Below are 16,399 nucleotides of genomic sequence, written 5' to 3' on the forward strand. Positions count from 1 at the left end.
TGACAAGCGGAACAACAGTGACTATTTCGTGACCATGACGGGACCCTTGGGACATCGTGAAGAAAGCCTGACTGATGCCACCGAGGCGCGTGGTCTCGAGGCGCTGATCTCGCGCGCCGCCCGTGCCGGCAAGGGCGCGGCACCCGTCGAACGCTGGAATCCCGACTTCTGCGGCGATCTCGACTTGGAGATCAAGGCCGACGGCACTTGGTTCTATCTGGGCACGCCGATCGGGCGCATGCCGCTGGTGCAGCTGTTTTCCTCGGTGCTGCGCAAGGACGCCGATGGCAGGACCTATCTGGTGACACCCGTGGAAAAGGTCGGCATCCGCGTCGCCGATGCGCCGTTCATCGCCGTCGAGATGGACGTTGCGGGTAGCGGCGAAGCGCAGACTATCACCTTCCGCACCAATGTCGGCGATGTCGTCGAGGCCGGGCCGGAGCGCTCGCTGCGCTTTGTCGACGAGAACGAGACCGGCGGGCTGAAGCCCTATGTGCTGGTGCGCGGCCGGCTGGAGGCGCTGGTGGCGCGGCCGGTGATGTATGAACTGGTCGGGCATGGCGAGGAGATCGAGATCGGCGGCAAGACGATGTTCGCGGTGCGCTCCAAGGGCGCCGTGTTCCCGATCATGCCGGCGGACCAGTTGAAGCGGCTGAGTGTGTGATGGACCAGGTGACGCCGGCGCCGTTTTCATCCGCGGATTTTCGCGCGCGCTTTGCCGTGCAGCCCGATGCGCATGCAGGCGACGATTATGGCGATCATCGCTTCAACCCCGGCCATCCGCGCCTCAATCAGGGCATGGCGCTGCGCAATGCCGCGGTGCTGATCCCGGTGGTCGATCATGAGGGCGATGCGACGGTTCTCCTGACCAAACGGGCCGAAAAGCTGCGCAGCCATTCGGGGCAGGTGGCATTTCCGGGCGGCACAATCGATCCGACCGATCCGAGCCCTGAGGCTGCGGCGCTGCGCGAGACCTTCGAGGAGATCGGGCTTGGCCGAGACCGCATCGAGATCATCGGCCGCATGCCCGACTATGTGGCCGGCAGCGGCTACCGCATCGCGCCGGTGCTGGGCATCGTGCTGCCCGGTTTCCAACTGACGCTCAACGCCGACGAGGTCGACGCCGCTTTCGAAGTGCCCCTGCGCTTCTTGATGGACCCGGCCAACCACAAGCGCGACAGCCGTATGTGGAACGATCTCGAATGGTTCTTCTACGACATGCCTTACGGCGAACGGCGCATCTGGGGCGTCACCGCCGGCATCATCCGTACCCTCTATGAAAGGCTTTATGCGTGAGTGTCTCGATCGCGGAAAGGGCCGACTGGCTCGGCGACAAGCATCTGCAGCGCCTGCTGTTCGCACTGGCCGAAGGCGGTGAAGAGGCGCGAGTCGCAGGCGGCGCGGTGCGCAACACGCTGATGGGCCAGCCGGTCGCCGACATCGACATCGCCACCACCTGCCTGCCAGAGGAAACCCTCCGCCGCGCCGAAGCGGAAGGGTTCAAGGCGGTGCCAACCGGCATCGAGCATGGGACAATCACCGTGGTTGCCGGCGGAAAACCTTATGAAATCACGACCTTGCGCGCTGACATCGAGACCGACGGGCGGCGCGCGAAAGTGTCGTTCGGGCGCGACTGGAAGCTCGATGCCGAGCGGCGCGACTTCACCATCAACGCGCTCTATGCCGGGGCCGATGGCAAGGTGGTCGACCTGGTCGGCGGCATTGCCGACATCGAGGCACGCCGCCTGCGCTTCATCGGCGACCCGGAAGCGCGCATTCGCGAAGACTACCTGCGCATCCTGCGCTTCTTCCGCTTCTTCGCCTGGTACGGCGACGGGCGGCCGGACGCCGAAGGGCTGAAAGCCTGTGCCCGGCTTAAGGAAGGGCTGGCCCAGCTTTCGTCCGAGCGAATCTGGTCGGAACTGAAGAAACTTTTGTCGGCGCCCGATCCGTCACGGGCGCTGCTCTGGATGCGGCAGGCAGGTGTCTTGACCGCAGCGCTGCCGGAAAGCGAGAAATGGGGCATCGATGCCATCCATGGGTTGGCCAAGGCCGGGAAGGATCTGGGCTGGGCACCCGACCCGCTGCTCAGACTGGAAGCGATCGTGCCGCCCGATGCCGCGCGCATGAAGACGCTTGCCGAGCGGCTCAAATTTTCGACCGCTGAAGCGGATCGCCTGCGCCACTGGGCGCTTGCCACCGCCGTCGAGCCGAAGACGACCGAGGGCGAACTGGCGAAAAAGCTCTATCGCGGTGACCGGAACGGGTTTGTCGACAGTCTGCGGCTGTCGCTTGCGGCAGCCAGGGTGCGCGCCGTCGAGGACAATGAGGCGCTGCTCGAAGCCGGTGGCTTTTCGCGCCTGCTTGCCTTCGCCACCAAATGGGAAAAGCCGTTGTTTCCGATGAAAGGTGCCGATCTCACGGCGCTCGGCGCAACTCCAGGCCCGAAACTCGGCGAAATCCTCAGGAATCTCGAAGCGGAATGGGTCGAAGCCGGCTTTGCCCCTGATCGCGACGCGCTCCTCAAGCGCGCCGCCGAAGCCTTGAAGGCCGGGTAGATCAGGCCGCGTCGCGGGTCTTTTCGATGCGCGAGCGGATCGCCTCGATCATCGTCTCGCGGATGACCGTTTCGCCATGCGTCTCGCGCATGTGCTCGACGGCACGGCGCATGACCTCGGCCTCCTCGTCGGCACGCGTGTGCCAGTCACAGCCGGGCACGAGCGACCCGCAGTGAAATTCCTTCATGGGATTTTCTCCTTTTCCTCCGTGGAGCCTGGTCGAGGCTCCGGTACTTTTTTTGGCTCATGACCGGTCCCAGGGTGGAAACCGCGGACCGCGAGCGGGTGAGAAGCATAACACAGATGGGGTGGTATTGGTTGCCGTCAACGGCAAAAGGGCGGAGCGGCGTCGCTCCGCCCTTGCGCTACGCCGAAAAAGGAAAGGATATCGTCTCATCCTGCCCTGGCACGCAAGCCATCATTTTGCGGCCTTGACGGCCTCGGCGACCTTGTTCTTGCCCTTCATATCCCATGAGACGCGGACCTTTTCACCGACCGTCAGGCCAGGGTCCTTGAAGGTCTTGGGAAGCGTAAAAGACGATCCATCATCGAGGACCAGGCTCATGGCCGTCGTGTCCAAGGTCTTGATCGTCCCGGTGGTGTGCTTGACGGCGGCGAACGCCATCGAACCGGAAGCGAGAAGGGCAGCGGCGGCAGCCGAAACAATGATCTTGCGCATTGCGAAGTACTCCTGGAAAGGCGGGTATCTTTTTGACGAAGATGTCCCGCATCGTCTTGGGGCGTCCGGTCGCGTCGGGTCGCGGCTCGCTTTGTCTTGACGCAATTCCGGTCGGAAAGCCGTTTCGCACTTTCCTGGAATTGCGCGCAGGCGAACCGCCGGCGCTTCCCGACCCGGTGCCACAAATAGACCAGTCTTTTCAACAGCCTATTAGACGAAAAAGAAATTTTTCGCCGCACCGCGTGCCACATTCCATGCCCATTTCGAGCGAATGGGACATCAATGTGGCTCACGCCGGGCTCACCATTTTGTTACGGCCAGCGGACCTCGGGCGGCAGGCTGGAGAGAATGGACGCGACATTGCCGCCGGTCTTCAGTCCGAAGATGGTGCCGCGATCGTGAAGCAGATTGAATTCGACATAGCGGCCGCGGCGGATGAGCTGTTCGTCACGGTCGCCATCGGTCCAGTTCTCGTTGAAGTTGGCGCGCACGAGGTGACCGTAGACGACGAGAAAGGAGCGGCCGACATCCTGGACGAAGTTGAAATCGGCATTCCAGCCGCCTTTGTCCTCGCCCGAATGCAGCCAGTCGAAGAAGATGCCGCCGGTGCCGCGCGGCTCGTTGCGGTGCGATAGATAGAAGTACTCGTCGCACCAGGCCTTGAATTTCGGGTAATCGGCGACCGCGGCATTCTTCTCGCAAGCGAATTGCATGGCGCGGTGGAAGGCGACCGTGTCGGGGTCGTCCTGGGTGCGGCGGCGATCGAGCACCGGTGTCAGATCGGCGCCGCCGCCGAACCATTGGCGCGATGTTACCACCATTCGCGTGTTCATGTGCACGGCCGGAACGTTGGGATTCCACGGGTGCGCGATCAGCGAAATGCCGGATGCCCAGAAGCGCGGGTCTTCCTCGGCACCGGGCATCTGCTTCCTGAATTCGGGCGAGAACTCGCCATGGACGGTCGAAGTGTGAACGCCGATCTTTTCGAAGACGCGGCCGTGCATCATCGACATGGTGCCGCCGCCGCCGCGCCCCTCGTCACGTTCCCATGGCGTCTTCTCGAAGCGGCCGGGCGACCACGAGGCCAGCGGCCCGCCAAGGTCCTGCTCGATCTGCTCGAAGGTGGCGCAGATGCGTTCGCGCAGCGCCTCGAACCAGAGGCGCGCCTTCATCTTCTTTTGTTCGATGTCGGCGGGCAGCCCTGCCGGTATTTCAGGTCGTTCCAAGTGCCGTCTCCGGTTGCGGGGCGTGAGTCGACAAAAGACTCGTCTTTTCCGGGCGCGATCCCTAATCTCTTAGGGGACAGGGTCAAGTGTCATAACGGTGCAAGGAGTTGTTTCGTGCGCACCCCGGCAAGACCGCCGCTGGATGGCCTGAAGAAGAGGCTCGACCAAAGCCGGGCCGAACACGCGCGCATGCCGCGCGATGGTTTCCTGCGCGAGACCTTCGTGCTGCCGCGCTCGGATGCGCGGCTCAAGGCCAAGGAATGGTTCGAGCGCTTTCCCAAGCAGGCCTACTGGACCGAGATCGAAAGCTGGTTCGAGCGGCCGGGCGACCTGATCGAGTTCACCATCAGGCGGTTGCCGGCGGCGGACTGAAAGGCGACTTGCCTCCCGACAAGGGGTTCAGCCGGCCACCAGCCGCCTAGCCCCTGTGCCTTCCCTCGCCAGCCGGTCGCCCTTGTTGCGCAGCGGGCATTTGTCGATCGACATGCAGCCGCAGCCGATGCAGTCGGTCAGCCCGTCGCGCAGTTTCTTCAACTGGGCGATCTTGTGATCGAGCTCGTCGCGCCAGGCGGTCGACAAAAGGTTCCAGTCATCGCGTGTCGGCGTGCGGCCTTCGGGCAGCGATGCCAGGGCTTCACCGATCTCGGCCAGCGAGATGCCGACCTCCTGCGCCACCTTGATGATCGCCACACGTCGCAGCACGTCGCGGCCGTAGCGGCGCTGGTTGCCCGACGTGCGGTGGCTGCGGATCAGGCCGCGGGCCTCGTAGAAATGCAATGCCGATACCGCCACCCCGCTGCGCATGGCCACCTGGCCGACCGTCAATTCCGTTACAGGCGCCATGTCTGATTTTCCGCCCCAATTTCCGCTTGACCTCAAGTTAAGTTTAGCTTGTAGCGAAGAAACCCTGGATGTGCAAACGAAGGAGAAGGCGATGTGCGCCTGGGTCAAGATGACGGGAGACGGAGTGCCGTTATCCGAGTTGCCGGATGGCTTCGCCCGCCACCATGGCGACGGAAAGCGCGACGTTGATGCTGCGCGCCGTACCCTGCATGGGAATGGTCAGCCGCGCATCCGCCGCCTTATGGACAGGATCCGGCACGCCTGCGGATTCCCGGCCGAACAGGAGTATGTCGCCTTCGGCGAAGATGAAGCTGGTGTAGGCCGTCGTGGCTTTGGTCGACAGCAGCACCAGCCGGTGCGAACCAGCCTTGCGCCATTCCTCGAAGGCGTGCCAGTCGACATGCCGGGTCAGGGCAGTCATTTCGAGGTAGTCCATGCCGGCGCGCTTGAGCGCTTTGTCGGAGAGCGGAAATCCGGCCGGTTCGATGATGTCGACGCCGAGTCCGAGGCACGCGGCGAAGCGCAGGATTGTTCCGGTGTTGCCGGCAATGTCAGGCTGGTAGAGCGCGATGCGGAGACGACAGTTCATTTCCGCGTCCTTCTAATAAGTGGCGGATCGGCCACAGCGGCTTGGCGGTTTTGGAAATTGCTGGACCTGCGGGTGGCCATTTTCTGCGAAGTCGGGTATACGGCCAGCATTGTCAACCCGAACCGATGGAGGGGTAATTCATGATGACCATGCACATCCAGCGCCCCTCTCGTGGGCTTACCTGCCTGCCGGCGGTTTCGGTACGACGATTCTCCTGACTCTCTAAGACTTGATCGCACCGATTCCCGCCGAAACGATTTTTCGGCTCTCGAAGGAATCCTGCGATGTTTTTCAAAAAGTCAAAAGGGCTGAACGCCCCAACTGAAGCTGTCGGGACCGATGCTTGTCGTGTCCGGACCGATGCAAAGCATGCCTCCGGCCGAATGCCGGCGGACGATATTGCTTCGCCTTTTTATCTCGATTTTTGCACGGAGGACGGACCGATGTTCGATCCCTATAGAATACCTGGCTCGAGGAACCTGCATATCCACCGACTGCCGACCTGGGCGCTGCTGATCGGCGACACCTATTCGTCGGCGGTTCACGCCGAGGTTCGCCGCCGGCCGCATCGCGGCATGCTGCCGGATGTCGATTTTTCGCGCGCGGTTCCCGATCTGAGCCGGCCTTCGCTGGTGCGCCGGATCATCCGGCTGATCCGGCCGGGCGCGAAAAACCGGGCTGGCGGCACCGTGTCGTCAGGATCGTCTGGCGCAGCAGTCGGTGAAAAGCCCGCGAGCCCCTATATTGCGCGAAGCAGGGCCGACGGTCCGGATGATTCCAGACCGTCGGCCCTTGACGCCATGGGTTCCGGAGACTTCGTACGCTCACGTGCCGCGTAAGCGGCAAACACATTTCACAGGCATAACCTATGTTGTTGTTTAGCTGGTTTGAAAAAAGGCTCGATCCGTTCCCCGCGGCGGAACCGGTCGAGCCGCCCAAGACGCTGGTTGCCTTCTGCCTGCATTATACGCGCGGCGCATGGCCCTACATCCTTTTCGACGCGGTGCTGGTGACGGCCATCGCGATCGCCGAAGTATGGATGTTCGGCTTCCTCGGCCGCATCGTCGACTGGCTGTCGGGGCAGAATCGCGAAACCTTCCTGCAGACGGAAGCCTGGAAGCTCGCCGGCATGGCCTTCATCGTGCTGTTCGCGCTGCCGGGCACGGTATGGCTGCATTCGCTGCTCAACCAGCAGACGCTGATGGGCAATTATCCCATGCGCATCCGCTGGCAGGTGCACCGCTATCTGCTCAAGCAGTCGATGAGTTTCTACCAGGACGAGTTCGCCGGCCGCATCGCGACAAAGCTGATGCAGACGGCTCTCGCCGTGCGCGAATGCGTCATCAAGGTGATCGACGTCCTGAACTACGTTATCGTCTATTTCCTCGGCATGCTGCTCATCGTCGGCTCGGCCGACTGGCGGCTGGCCGCGCCGCTCGGCGTCTGGCTGGTCGGCTATATCCTTTTGCTGCGGTTTTTCATTCCCCGGCTGGGCAAGGTTGGCGAGGAACAGGCCAATGCGCGCTCGATCATGACGGGCCGTGTCGTCGACAGCTACTCCAACATCCAGACGGTCAAGCTGTTCAGCCATGCACGCCGCGAAGCGTCATTCGCCAAAGACGGCATGTCCGGCTTTCTCGAAACGGTCTACCGGTCGATGCGGCTGGTGACAGTGCTTTTTGGCTCGCTTTACATCCTGAATGCATTGCTCCTGTTCTCTGTCACCGCGATGGCGTTGTGGCTGTGGCTGGGGCAAGCAGTGACGATCGGCGCGGTCGCCGTGGTCATCGGCCTTGTGCTCAGGATGTGGGGGATGTCGCAATGGATCATGTGGGAAATGTCGGGCCTGTTCGAGAACATCGGCACGGTGCAGGACGGCATCGCCTCGATCTCGCTGCCGCGCCTTGTCGAGGACAGGCCGGACGCGAAGGAGATCAGCGTTTCCAGGGGTGAGATCCGCTTCGAGGACATCCGCTTCCACTACGGCAAGCAGAAGGGGGTGATCGAAGGCCTGTCGCTGGCGGTGAAGCCGGGCGAAAAGGTCGGCATCGTCGGCCGTTCCGGCGCCGGCAAGTCGACGCTGGTCAACCTGTTGCTGCGCTTCTACGACCTCGAAGCCGGCCGGATTCTGATCGATGGCCAGGAGATCGCCGGTGTGAAGCAGGATTCGCTGCGTGCGCAGATCGGCATGGTCACGCAGGACACCTCGCTGCTGCATCGTTCGGTGCGCGAGAACATCCTCTATGGCCGGCCCGATGCCACCGACGAGATGCTTGTCGAGGCGGCGCGCCGCGCCGAGGCGCTGGACTTCATATCAGGGCTTTCGGATGCCAGCGGCCGCAAGGGCTTCGATGCCCATGTCGGTGACCGCGGCGTCAAATTGTCCGGCGGCCAGCGGCAACGCGTCGCCATTGCTCGCGTTATGTTGAAGGACGCACCTATACTTATCCTTGACGAAGCGACCTCGGCGCTTGATTCCGAAGCCGAGGCGGCGATCCAGGAGAACCTCTACAAGCTCATGCAAGGCAAAACCGTCATCGCCATAGCGCACCGGCTGTCGACCATCGCGGCGATGGACAGGCTGGTGGTGATGGACAAGGGTCGTGTCATCGAGGAAGGTTCGCACGAGGAACTCGTCGCCATGGGCGGGCTCTACGCGCAGCTCTGGCAGCGCCAGTCGGGCGGGTTCCTGCTTGAGGACGGTCCCGCCGACGCCGCCAACGACGCACTTGCAAAGGGGCAAGCCGCAGAATGATGGCCGCCGCATGATGACAGCCGTCTATCGCTGGTTCGAGAACTGGGTCTATCCGTTCAGGGAGCCAGCGAATCTTCGGCCACCGACCAGCGTCGGCGGCTTTCTCTGGCACTATGTCGGCCAGGCGAAGTTCGCCTTCTTCGCCATGCTGGTCATCGGCGGCATCGCGCCGCTGGTCGAGGCCGGCCTGTTCTACTTCGTCGGGCGGCTGGTCGATATTCTCGACCAGCTTCCCGCCGAGCGCAGCTGGCACGCACTGTGGGCTGCCGCCGGCCCTGAACTGGTTTTTATGGCCGTGGTGGTGCTGGTCATCCGCACCGTCGTCGTCGGCCTTTCGGCGCTGGTCGACGAACAGACGATCACGCCCGGTTTCTACAATCTGGTGCGCTGGCAGGCGCACCGGCATGTCTCGCGCCAGTCCTACGCCTTCTTCCAGAACGATTTCGCCGGCCGCATCGCGACAAAGGTCTGGCAGGCGGGGCAAGCCACCGGCGACCTGATGGAAAGCTTCATCGAGGTCGTCTGGTTCATGATCGTCTACACGGTGACGACGCTGGCGCTGGTCGCAGGCCTCGATCTCAGGCTGGCGGTGCTGGTGGTGATCTGGATTTCCGCTTTCGCTTGGCTGGCCAAGCTCTATCTGCCGGCAATCCGCAAGCATGCCGAGGAAACAGCCGAGGCCGGCTCGATGATCACCGGCCGCATCGTCGATTCCTATTCCAACGTGCAGACGCTGAAACTGTTCTCGGCCGACGGCGACGACCGCTACATCAGGAACGGTTTCGACATCTACCTCGACGCATTGCGCCCGTTCACCCGCCGGCTGACCGGCGTGCGCATGGCGCTGACGACGCTGTCGGGCATCATGATCACGGCGATCGGCTGTTTTGCCGTCTATCTCTGGGTCGAGGGCTCGATCACAGTCGGCGCTGTCGCCTTCACCCTGTCGCTGGTGCTGCGGCTCAACATGCTGCTCGGCCGGCTGATGATGCAGCTCAACAGCATCTTGCGAAACCTCGGCGTACTGGAGAACTCCAAGGCGCTGATTTCGCAGCCGCTCGGCCTCACCGATGCGCCCGACGCCAAGGAACTCGTGGTGGCAGGCGGGCGTATCGAGGTGAAGAACGTCGAGTTCCATTACGGCAAAGGTTTCGGCGTACTGAACGGCATCGACCTTGTCGTCAAGCCGGGCGAGAAGGTCGGGCTGGTCGGACCGTCTGGCGCGGGCAAGACGACCCTCGCCAATCTGATCCTGCGGCTCTACGATCTGGAGAGCGGGTCGATCACCATCGATGGCCAGGATGTCGCCAAAGTCACGCAAAATTCGCTGCGCGCCAATATCGGCGTCGTCAGCCAGGACACGGCGCTGTTCCACCGTTCGCTGCGCGACAACATCAAGCTCGGCATGCCTGACGCGACCGATGCGGAGGTGATCGCGGCGGCGAAAAAGGCCGAGGCGCACGAGTTCATCCTGACCTTGCGCGACAACAGGGACCGCGCCGGCTACGAGGCCTTTGTCGGCGAGCGCGGCGTCAAACTGTCGGGCGGCCAGCGCCAGCGCGTGGCGATCGCCCGTGTCTTCCTGAAGGACGCGCCGATCCTGATCCTCGACGAGGCGACCTCGGCGCTCGATTCGGATATCGAGGCGGCAATCCAGGAGAATCTGACGCGGCTGATGGAGAACAAGACGGTCATCGCCATCGCCCACCGGCTGTCGACGATCGCAGCACTCGACCGGCTGGTGGTGCTCGACGGCGGCCGCATCGTCGAGCAAGGCACGCATGACCAGCTGGTGGCGCTCGACGGGCTCTATGCGCGGCTGTGGAAGCGGCAGTCCGGCGGTTTTCTCTATCACGAGGACAGCGTGCTCGAAGAGACGCGGCCTGCGGAGTAGGGCATGGTTGGATCGGCAGAGGTCATTCCAGAGATCGGCCCCGGAGTGAGCTATGTGCTCAAGCGGCTCCGGCCAACCACGCCGGCCTTCGACGCGCTGAAGCAGGAAAGCCGGTTTGGGGGCTACTGGATGCTGGTGCGCCTGGCGGATGGCTGGGCTAGCGGCCGCAACAAGTTCTTGAAGCGCGGCGAGGCACTCTACGGAGCCTGGAATGGCCGGGAACTCGCCGGCGTGTGCGGGCTGAACATCGATCCCTATTTCGAGGCCAGGGGCCACGGCCGGGTCCGGCACCTGTTCGTCAGTGCGCGCCACCGTCGCAACGGTCTTGGCCGGATGCTGGTCGAGACCGTTATCGACAGGGCACGTCACCATTTCGCCGTGCTGAACACCCGCGCGCCGCAAGAAGCCTTCGGTTTCTACGAACGGCTTGGCTTTCAGCGCGTGGAAGGCGAAGAATTCGTCACACACCGCATGGTCTTCGGGAAAGGAAGCTGAAATGTCCTTGCGTCCGCCATCTCATCTAGCCGGCGCCTCGTCCGCGGAAGCCGCCTTCGACGCGCTCGGCCATGAAATATTGGCGGAAAAGGCGGCAGCACTTGGCCGCGCCGGCCAGCGGGTAGAGGAAACGTTGGCCAGGCTGCGCGACAATGCCGACGAGCAACTGCGCCCCCGGCTGCTCAAGGATGCCGCCGAGGCGGTGCATGGCTATTTCATCCAGCGCGAGCTGTGCGGCTTGCGCAAGCACGATACCGTCATTCGTGAATACAACATCCCGAAAGCGGTGCTGGCCAGGCTCGGCGCGAAATAACTCTCTTTTGTTGGACCATGATCTTATTCCGAAAACCGGTTCCCACTTTTCGGGATCATGGTCTACTCAAGCCATTCGGTGATGAAGCTGCCATTCTCGTGGATGTCGGTCGTCTCCAGCGGGCCTGGGCCGAGATTGGTGAATTTGTGCGGCGTATTGGGCGGCACGATCAGGATCTGGCCGGCGGATGCCTCGATCTCCTGGTCGCCGACGGTGAACAGGCCGGTGCCCTGGCGAATGATGAAGATCTCAGCGTAGGGATGTGTATGCAGGCGGGGCCGCCTCCGACGCCAGGCAGATAGTTGAAGATCAGGCAGGAGAGCCGTAGGCGCCACATTGCAATTCGCCCTTCCAATGGTCGGAGCGAACAGACCAGGTGTCGCGGTCTATGATTTGTGCCCTGGCTATCTAGCCCTTCGCGGGTATCCAGGGATTGAAAAGCTTCACCCCGGTGCCCTCAAAATCCTTGGTATTGCGTGTCACGACTGTCAAATTATTGACAAGCGCGCTGGCGGCAATGAGAGCATCGCGTTCCGGCTTAGGGTCAGGAACGTGGAGGTTTGCGCAACGCACGACAACGGCCGTGTCTATGCTCAGTATCCGGTCGTCGAACTGTGGAATTAGTATTTGATCCAACCACTCACGGTACATGGCGGCCTGGCGGGTGTCCTTCCTCGACAACAACAGTGTTCCGATTTCGAGTTCCAGGATCGAAATCACCGACATGAAAAAGCTGGCGACGTCGTGGGTCTCAGACCAGGCTAAAACGTTGCGATCGGCCTTGTCCCGACGACGCAGATTCGAAACGACATTGGTGTCGAGAATAAACATCAGTCGAGATCGGGAATCTTGAAAAACGGTCCTTCCAGGCGAGGTGGTTCCCAGTCGAAGTCTGCTTCGGGGCGATCGTCGGCAATCGCGTCCGCGAGGCTTCTCGGCTTCTTCTCCAACCGCTCGTATTCCTCCATCGAAATCAGCACATGGGAAGGCTTGCCGCGATCGGTGATGATAACCGGTCCGTTCCTGGCAGCCCGCTTCGCAAGCGCCGTGTCCTGGTTGAATTCACGGCTCGACATGATGGTGATCGTCTTCGTTGAGATGTTCATTCAGCACCTCCGTCGAGTAGATGTAGACATATTGCTACATTTAGCCAAGCACGTCAAATTCATCGCTGTGCGGAACGCCCGCGACAATCTGCCCTTGTGCCTTCACCCGTCTGGACAAAAACGGGCTTCACGCATAAACCGAAGTCCAAATGCCGGAGGAATTCGCAAGCCTGTTCGCCATGCGCTGTCGGGTTGGCGTAATTGAGCGGGAAACAAGGCTCAGCCACCGGCACGGAAGAGGCGAAAGGATCAGGCACCCGTGAGCGCAACCGACACCCAGGATCCCAACCGTCGTGATTTTCTCTACGTCGCCACCGGCATGGCCGCAGTGGTCGGCGCGGGTGCTTTCGCGTGGCCGTTCATCGACCAGATGCGCCCCGATGCCTCGACGCTGGCGCTCGCTTCCGTCGAAGTCGACGTCGCCTCGCTGACGCCGGGCATGTCGCTGATCGTCAAGTGGCGCGGCAAGCCGGTCGTGGTCCGCAACCGCACCGAACAGGAAATGAAGGACGGCGAGGCTGTCAATCTCGCCGATCTCAAGGATCCGATCGCCCGCAACGCCAATCTGCCGTCCGATGCGCCGGCGACCGACGCCAATCGCACCACGCCCGGCAAGGAGGCCTGGATGGTGATGGTTCAGGTCTGCACGCATCTCGGCTGCATTCCGCTTGGCCAGGAAGGCGATTTCGGCGGCTGGTTCTGCCCGTGCCACGGTTCGCAATACGATACGGCCGGCCGCATCCGCAAAGGCCCGGCGCCTGAGAACATGGCGGTTCCGGTATTCAAGTTCATTTCCGATACCAAGATCCTTATCGGTTGAGGCAGGGGATATTTCGATGAGCGAGGGACACTCGACCTATACGCCCAAAACCGGTCTCGGACGCTGGTTCGACGCCCGCATGCCGCTGCCGCGGCTGGTCTATGACAGCTTCGTTGCCTATCCGGTGCCGCGCAACCTCAACTATGCGTGGACCTTTGGCGGCATCCTTTCGATCATGCTGGTGGCGCAGATCCTGACCGGCATCGTGCTGGCCATGCATTACACGGCTGACACCAATCTGGCCTTCGGCTCGGTCGAGAAGATCATGCGCGACGTGAATTCCGGCTGGCTGCTGCGCTACATGCATTCGAACGGCGCCTCGTTCTTCTTCGTCGCCGTCTACATCCACATCTTCCGTGGCCTCTATTACGGCTCCTACAAGGCGCCGCGCGAACTGCTCTGGATCCTCGGCTGCATCATCTATCTCCTGATGATGGCGACCGGTTTCATGGGCTACGTGCTGCCATGGGGCCAGATGAGCTTCTGGGGCGCCACCGTCATCACCGGCTTCTTCAGCGCCATTCCGCTGGTCGGCGACTGGATTCAGCAGCTGCTGCTCGGCGGCTTTGCCGTCGACAACCCGACGCTGAACCGTTTCTTTGCGCTGCACTATCTGTTGCCGTTCATGATTGCCGGCGTCGTCGTTTTGCACATCTGGGCGCTGCATGTCGTGGGCCAGTCGAACCCGACGGGTATCGAGGTCAAGTCGAAGACCGACACTGTCGCCTTCACCCCCTACGCGACCATCAAGGACGCGTTCGGCATGATCGTGTTCCTGTTCTTCTTCGCTTATTTCGTCTTCTACCTGCCGAACTATCTCGGCCATCCCGACAACTACATCGTCGCCAACCCGCTGAAGACGCCGGCCCACATCGTGCCCGAATGGTACTTCCTGCCGTTCTACGCGATCCTGCGCGCCATCACCTTCAATGTCGGGCCGATCAACTCCAAGCTCGGCGGCGTGCTGTGCATGTTCGGCGCCATCGTCATGTTGTTCCTGGTGCCGTGGCTCGACACTTCGAAGGTACGCTCGGCCGTTTACCGGCCCTGGTACAAGCTGTTCTTCTGGCTGTTCGTGGCCGATGCCATCCTGCTTGGCTGGCTGGGCTCGCAGCCGGCCGAAGGCAGCTATGTGTTCATGGCGCAGATGGCGACATTGTTCTACTTCGCCTTCTTCCTGATCGCGCTGCCGGTGCTCGGACTGATCGAGACGCCGCGACGGCTGCCGAACTCGATCACCGAGGCGGTCCTCGAGAAGAACAAGGGCGGCAGCGGACATCCGGCGGGCGCTACTGCGGCGCCGGAAACCAAAGGCTGAGCGGGTAGAGAATCTAAGGGGATTTGGCATGAAAAAGATTCTCACCTCGCTGGCGCTGATCGGCCTCGTGGCCGTCGCCGCTGGGGCCGCGGGCACTCGGGCGATCGCCGCCGAAGAGGCACACAATGTGGCCAATCCGACACATTTCCCGATCGACGAGCCGAAGGAAATGGACTGGAGTTTCACCGGCCCATTCGGCACTTACGACAAGGCGCAGCTGCAGCGCGGCCTCAAGGTCTACAAGGAAGTCTGCTCGGCCTGCCATTCGATGAACCTGGTGGCTTTCCGCACGCTGTCGGACCTCGGCTATTCCGATGCGCAGATCAAGACGCTGTCGGCCGAGTACACGATCCATGACGGTCCCAACGATGCCGGCGACATGTTTGACCGTCCAGGCAAGCCGTCCGACCACTTTCCGCCGCCGTTCGCAAACGACGAAGCGGCCGCCGCTTCCAATGGCGGCGCTGCCCCGCCCGACATGTCGCTGCTGGCCAAGGCGCGCGGCGTCGAGCGCGGCTTTCCGCAATTCGTCTTCGACATCTTCACCCAGTATGACGCGGGCGGCCCCGACTATATCCACTCGCTGCTGACCGGCTACGACCAGACGCCGCCGGCCGGCATGGTGATCCCGGAAGGCACCCACTACAATCCGTACTTCATGTCCGGCGTGTCGCTGAAAATGCCCAAGCCGCTCTCCGACGGCCAGGTGACCTATGATGACGGTGCGCCGCAGACCGTCGATCAGTATTCCCGCGACGTCTCCGCCTTCCTGGCGTGGGCGGCTGAGCCGCATATGGAAGACCGCAAGAAGACCGGTTTTCGCGTTCTGGTGTTCCTGCTTTTGTTCGGCGCGCTGGTCTATCTCACCAAGCGCAAGGTGTGGGAAGGCGTGGCCCACTAGGCCACACAATCAAGTGATCGCGAAGGGCGCCGAGAGGCGCCCTTTTGCATTTCCGGAGGCTGGTCATGTCACATGGCCGTCATCGCATCCGGCGATCCTGTGCTGCTCTCATCAAAGGATCGCATTCATGAAAAGATACGCATCGCTCGCGGCAGGCCTGTTGCTGCTCATCCTCGGCTCGGCCGCGCAAGCGGAAGACGCTCAGCCCTTCGTCACCAACAAGGACGTCGACCTGACGATGATCCTGCCGCCGCCGCCGGCAAACGATTCGGCGCAGACCAAGGCCGAACTCGGCGAGGTGCTGACGCTGCAGGTGACGCGCACCCCGGAGATGGTCGCCAGCGCGGTGGCCGATGCCGAGGAGAATGTCTGGCGCTTTGCCGACGTCATGGGGCCGAAATTCAACAAGGAAACGCTGCCGAAATTCAGCGCTTTCTTCGATCGCGTGGTGGCTACCGAAGGGGCTGTCGTCGACCCGGCCAAGGATGTCTGGAAGCGCCCGCGCCCGCATCAGCTCAGCGATCTCGTCAAGCCGGCGGTCAAGCTGTCGAGCTCCGGTTCCTGGCCGTCTGGCCATGCCACCGTAGGCACGATGATGGGCATCATCCTGTCCGACATGGTCCCGGAAAAGCGCGCCGAGATCATGGCGCGTGCGGCCGAATACGCCCACAACCGCGAGGTCGGCGGCATCCACTATGCGTCCGACGTCGAGATGGGCAAGATTTCCGGCAGCGTTATTGCCGCGGTCCTGCTCAACCGGGACGACTTCAAGGCTGAATATGAAGTGGCCAGGGCCGAGCTTCGTTCCGATCTCGGCATGTAATCCTCGTCAGCCGGATTTAGACGGGAAGGGGCGCTTAAGGCGCTCCTTTTTTGTTAACGCTCGTGCTCAAGCGAAAGTT

The 16,399-nt window shown here is 62.2% G+C and carries 20 protein-coding genes and 1 pseudogene; 13 read left to right on the forward strand and 8 right to left on the reverse strand.

The genetic code is table 11. From position 1 onward, the window contains the following. Positions 1-34: 34 nt before the first annotated feature. From NKK51_RS14105 to NKK51_RS14115, 3 genes are read left to right on the forward strand one after another with little or no spacing between them, the layout of a single operon-like run. Entirely contained in the window at positions 35-664 is a 630-nt protein-coding gene (locus NKK51_RS14105; protein WP_352553430.1) for a DUF1285 domain-containing protein, read from the forward strand. Next, a complete protein-coding gene (locus NKK51_RS14110; protein ID WP_023809851.1) occupies positions 664-1,296 on the forward strand; it encodes a CoA pyrophosphatase in 633 nt (210 codons plus the stop codon). Before NKK51_RS14105 ends, NKK51_RS14110 begins: the two co-directional genes overlap by 1 nt. Next, positions 1,293-2,558, forward strand: coding sequence for a CCA tRNA nucleotidyltransferase (locus tag NKK51_RS14115; RefSeq protein ID WP_352553431.1), 1,266 nt, complete (start codon positions 1,293-1,295; stop codon positions 2,556-2,558). Before NKK51_RS14110 ends, NKK51_RS14115 begins: the two co-directional genes overlap by 4 nt. A gap of 1 nt (position 2,559) precedes the next feature. Here NKK51_RS14115 and NKK51_RS14120 read toward each other — a convergent pair whose 3' ends face one another. The 3 genes from NKK51_RS14120 to hemF all read right to left on the reverse strand — a co-directional run bounded on the left by NKK51_RS14120 (position 2,560) and on the right by hemF (position 4,463). Further along, positions 2,560-2,745, reverse strand: a complete 186-nt coding sequence (locus NKK51_RS14120) for a DUF1059 domain-containing protein (protein WP_013529972.1) — start codon at positions 2,743-2,745, stop codon at positions 2,560-2,562. Between the two features lie 231 nt (positions 2,746-2,976). After that, positions 2,977-3,237, reverse strand: a complete 261-nt coding sequence (locus tag NKK51_RS14125) for a DUF1344 domain-containing protein (RefSeq protein ID WP_352553433.1) — start codon at positions 3,235-3,237, stop codon at positions 2,977-2,979. A 311-nt stretch (positions 3,238-3,548) separates the two neighbouring features. Beyond that, a complete protein-coding gene (gene hemF / locus NKK51_RS14130) occupies positions 3,549-4,463 on the reverse strand; it encodes an oxygen-dependent coproporphyrinogen oxidase (protein WP_352553435.1) in 915 nt (304 codons plus the stop codon). A gap of 114 nt (positions 4,464-4,577) precedes the next feature. Here hemF and NKK51_RS14135 point away from each other — a divergent pair, with 114 nt between their 5' ends. Next, the gene (locus tag NKK51_RS14135; RefSeq protein ID WP_027039410.1) at positions 4,578-4,835 is read left to right on the forward strand and encodes a hypothetical protein; all 258 of its coding nucleotides are present in this window, start codon (positions 4,578-4,580) and stop codon (positions 4,833-4,835) included. A 27-nt stretch (positions 4,836-4,862) separates the two neighbouring features. Here NKK51_RS14135 and soxR read toward each other — a convergent pair whose 3' ends face one another. Together soxR and NKK51_RS14145 are read right to left on the reverse strand one after the other, a co-directional pair. Next, positions 4,863-5,306 (reverse strand): redox-sensitive transcriptional activator SoxR, encoded by a 444-nt coding sequence (gene soxR / locus NKK51_RS14140; protein WP_352553437.1) that lies wholly within the window; start codon positions 5,304-5,306, stop codon positions 4,863-4,865. Between the two features lie 130 nt (positions 5,307-5,436). Continuing rightward, positions 5,437-5,895 carry a tRNA (cytidine(34)-2'-O)-methyltransferase gene (locus NKK51_RS14145; RefSeq protein WP_352553439.1) on the reverse strand — a complete coding sequence of 153 codons (459 nt, stop codon included), beginning with the start codon at positions 5,893-5,895 and terminating at the stop codon, positions 5,437-5,439. A gap of 443 nt (positions 5,896-6,338) precedes the next feature. On the opposite strand from NKK51_RS14145, the gene NKK51_RS14150 reads away from it, so the two are divergent. From NKK51_RS14150 to NKK51_RS14170, 5 genes are read left to right on the forward strand one after another with little or no spacing between them, the layout of a single operon-like run. Further along, a complete protein-coding gene (locus NKK51_RS14150) occupies positions 6,339-6,734 on the forward strand; it encodes a hypothetical protein (protein WP_352553441.1) in 396 nt (131 codons plus the stop codon). Between the two features lie 29 nt (positions 6,735-6,763). After that, positions 6,764-8,650: an ABC transporter ATP-binding protein gene (locus tag NKK51_RS14155; protein ID WP_352553443.1), complete on the forward strand. Its 1,887-nt coding sequence runs from the start codon at positions 6,764-6,766 to the stop codon at positions 8,648-8,650. Between the two features lie 10 nt (positions 8,651-8,660). Continuing rightward, entirely contained in the window at positions 8,661-10,544 is a 1,884-nt protein-coding gene (locus NKK51_RS14160) for an ABC transporter ATP-binding protein (RefSeq protein ID WP_023809843.1), read from the forward strand. 3 nt (positions 10,545-10,547) lie between these two features. Beyond that, positions 10,548-11,039, forward strand: coding sequence for a GNAT family N-acetyltransferase (locus NKK51_RS14165; protein WP_023809842.1), 492 nt, complete (start codon positions 10,548-10,550; stop codon positions 11,037-11,039). Position 11,040: 1 nt separating this feature from the next. Continuing rightward, a complete protein-coding gene (locus NKK51_RS14170) occupies positions 11,041-11,352 on the forward strand; it encodes a DUF6665 family protein (protein ID WP_023809841.1) in 312 nt (103 codons plus the stop codon). Between the two features lie 62 nt (positions 11,353-11,414). On the opposite strand, the pseudogene NKK51_RS14175 reads toward NKK51_RS14170, so the two are convergent. The 3 genes and pseudogenes from NKK51_RS14175 to NKK51_RS14185 form a co-directional block, all read right to left on the reverse strand. After that, positions 11,415-11,760 (reverse strand): annotated as a pseudogene (locus NKK51_RS14175) (cupin domain-containing protein). Next, positions 11,761-12,183: a type II toxin-antitoxin system VapC family toxin gene (locus NKK51_RS14180; RefSeq protein ID WP_023809840.1), complete on the reverse strand. Its 423-nt coding sequence runs from the start codon at positions 12,181-12,183 to the stop codon at positions 11,761-11,763. After that, positions 12,183-12,458 carry a type II toxin-antitoxin system Phd/YefM family antitoxin gene (locus NKK51_RS14185; RefSeq protein WP_031212730.1) on the reverse strand — a complete coding sequence of 92 codons (276 nt, stop codon included), beginning with the start codon at positions 12,456-12,458 and terminating at the stop codon, positions 12,183-12,185. The genes NKK51_RS14180 and NKK51_RS14185 overlap by 1 nt, the downstream gene beginning before the upstream one ends. A 259-nt stretch (positions 12,459-12,717) precedes the next feature. On the opposite strand from NKK51_RS14185, the gene petA reads away from it, so the two are divergent. The 4 genes from petA to NKK51_RS14205 all read left to right on the forward strand — a co-directional run bounded on the left by petA (position 12,718) and on the right by NKK51_RS14205 (position 16,320). Next, complete coding sequence (gene petA, locus NKK51_RS14190) at positions 12,718-13,278, forward strand: ubiquinol-cytochrome c reductase iron-sulfur subunit (protein WP_023809838.1); 561 nt, start codon at positions 12,718-12,720, stop codon at positions 13,276-13,278. A 16-nt stretch (positions 13,279-13,294) separates the two neighbouring features. Next, positions 13,295-14,596, forward strand: a complete 1,302-nt coding sequence (locus tag NKK51_RS14195) for a cytochrome b (protein ID WP_013529985.1) — start codon at positions 13,295-13,297, stop codon at positions 14,594-14,596. Between the two features lie 28 nt (positions 14,597-14,624). Continuing rightward, positions 14,625-15,497, forward strand: coding sequence for a cytochrome c1 (locus NKK51_RS14200; RefSeq protein WP_352553445.1), 873 nt, complete (start codon positions 14,625-14,627; stop codon positions 15,495-15,497). A gap of 127 nt (positions 15,498-15,624) precedes the next feature. Then, positions 15,625-16,320 (forward strand): acid phosphatase, encoded by a 696-nt coding sequence (locus NKK51_RS14205; protein WP_023809836.1) that lies wholly within the window; start codon positions 15,625-15,627, stop codon positions 16,318-16,320. Positions 16,321-16,399 lie beyond the last annotated feature (79 nt).

Origin of the sequence: Mesorhizobium sp. M0011, assembly GCF_040324155.1 — a bacterium.
Classification (GTDB): Bacteria; Pseudomonadota; Alphaproteobacteria; order Rhizobiales; family Rhizobiaceae; genus Mesorhizobium.

What these genes read in the sequence shown, in the direction of transcription:
- NKK51_RS14105 (WP_352553430.1), top strand. Translation starts at nt 35, where the DNA reads ATGACGGGACCCTTGGGACATCGTGAAGAAAGCCTGACTGATGCCACC.
- NKK51_RS14110 (WP_023809851.1), top strand. Translation starts at nt 664, where the DNA reads ATGGACCAGGTGACGCCGGCGCCGTTTTCATCCGCGGATTTTCGCGCG.
- NKK51_RS14120 (WP_013529972.1), bottom strand. Translation starts at nt 2,745, where the DNA reads ATGAAGGAATTTCACTGCGGGTCGCTCGTGCCCGGCTGTGACTGGCAC.
- NKK51_RS14125 (WP_352553433.1), bottom strand. Translation starts at nt 3,237, where the DNA reads ATGCGCAAGATCATTGTTTCGGCTGCCGCCGCTGCCCTTCTCGCTTCC.
- soxR (WP_352553437.1), bottom strand. Translation starts at nt 5,306, where the DNA reads ATGGCGCCTGTAACGGAATTGACGGTCGGCCAGGTGGCCATGCGCAGC.
- NKK51_RS14145 (WP_352553439.1), bottom strand. Translation starts at nt 5,895, where the DNA reads ATGAACTGTCGTCTCCGCATCGCGCTCTACCAGCCTGACATTGCCGGC.
- NKK51_RS14150 (WP_352553441.1), top strand. Translation starts at nt 6,339, where the DNA reads ATGTTCGATCCCTATAGAATACCTGGCTCGAGGAACCTGCATATCCAC.
- NKK51_RS14155 (WP_352553443.1), top strand. Translation starts at nt 6,764, where the DNA reads ATGTTGTTGTTTAGCTGGTTTGAAAAAAGGCTCGATCCGTTCCCCGCG.
- NKK51_RS14160 (WP_023809843.1), top strand. Translation starts at nt 8,661, where the DNA reads ATGATGACAGCCGTCTATCGCTGGTTCGAGAACTGGGTCTATCCGTTC.
- NKK51_RS14165 (WP_023809842.1), top strand. Translation starts at nt 10,548, where the DNA reads ATGGTTGGATCGGCAGAGGTCATTCCAGAGATCGGCCCCGGAGTGAGC.
- NKK51_RS14170 (WP_023809841.1), top strand. Translation starts at nt 11,041, where the DNA reads ATGTCCTTGCGTCCGCCATCTCATCTAGCCGGCGCCTCGTCCGCGGAA.
- NKK51_RS14180 (WP_023809840.1), bottom strand. Translation starts at nt 12,183, where the DNA reads ATGTTTATTCTCGACACCAATGTCGTTTCGAATCTGCGTCGTCGGGAC.
- NKK51_RS14185 (WP_031212730.1), bottom strand. Translation starts at nt 12,458, where the DNA reads ATGAACATCTCAACGAAGACGATCACCATCATGTCGAGCCGTGAATTC.
- NKK51_RS14195 (WP_013529985.1), top strand. Translation starts at nt 13,295, where the DNA reads ATGAGCGAGGGACACTCGACCTATACGCCCAAAACCGGTCTCGGACGC.
- NKK51_RS14200 (WP_352553445.1), top strand. Translation starts at nt 14,625, where the DNA reads ATGAAAAAGATTCTCACCTCGCTGGCGCTGATCGGCCTCGTGGCCGTC.
- NKK51_RS14205 (WP_023809836.1), top strand. Translation starts at nt 15,625, where the DNA reads ATGAAAAGATACGCATCGCTCGCGGCAGGCCTGTTGCTGCTCATCCTC.